Raw genomic sequence first — 1,019 nt, forward strand, 5'->3', positions numbered from 1 at the left:
ATCCTGTGTGTCTGAACTGTGCTTTAATGGGGGCGGGCGGAAGGCCGTCGGGATCCCGGTCGTTGGAGACCGTTTGCTGGCTCTGGTCCTCCGCCCGCTTTTGATACCCGAACCTGAACAGTTGACGGAGGCCGTGACAGCGGACCTCGCATCACAGGAAGAGGCACGCCATGATACACCCTGATGTCATCGGATGCGATATTGCCAAAGCGCATCTGGATTTTTTCGACAGCGCCCTCAATCGCCATGCCCGCATCGACAACACGCCTGCGGCGATTGCCGTTTGGCTTGATGGTCTTGGCGACCGCAAGGTCCATATCGTCCTTGAGGCGACGGGCCGCTATGACCGGCAGTTCCGCTTGGCGCTCGAAGCCAGGCATCAGTCCTACTCTCGCGTCAATCCTGCCCGTGCCCGCGACTTTGCCAAGGCGATCGGCCTTCTGGCCAAGACGGATGCGATTGATGCGCGCCTGCTGGCACGGATGGGTCAGAGCCTGACGCTTGCCAGCCAGCCGCCGGATGACCCGGAGCGCCATGCGCTTGCCCGCCTTCATAACCGGCGCGACCAGCTCGTCGCCATCCGGCAACAGGAGCGCACACGCCTGCACGAAGCCGAAGGGGTCGAGCGCGACAGTCTGGAAAGCCACCTGTCCTGGCTGGATGCGGAGATCGTTCGCATCGAAAAGCAAGGGCGCGATGCCCTGAAAGCCGACGAGGCGCTGAAGCATCAGGAGGCCAGGCTGCGTTCCATTCCCGGCATCGGGCCTGTCGCGGCGCTGACCCTCATTACCCATATGCCCGAACTCGGCGATCGTTCGGCCAAGGCCGCCGCCGCCCTTGCCGGCCTTGCACCCTTCAATGTCGACAGCGGCAGCTTGCGCGGCAAGCGGCACATCCGCGGCGGCCGAAAGCGGGTCCGCGATGCGCTTTACATGGCCGCGCTCACAGCCAGCCGGATGCCCTCGGCCTTCAAGGCCCATGCCGATCGGATGAAGGAACGCGGCAAGCCTTTCAAGGTC

1 protein-coding gene is annotated in these 1,019 nt (G+C 63.8%); it reads left to right on the forward strand.

Annotated elements, in window-relative coordinates:
- Positions 1-170 precede the first annotated feature (170 nt).
- Positions 171-1,019, forward strand: an 849-nt coding sequence (locus QUA74_RS29775; protein WP_333336382.1) for an IS110 family transposase, incomplete at its 3' end; no start/stop codon positions are given.

The sequence above is a fragment of the Microcoleus sp. LAD1_D3 genome, assembly GCF_036702135.1.
Lineage (GTDB): Bacteria > Cyanobacteriota > Cyanobacteriia > Cyanobacteriales > Microcoleaceae > Microcoleus.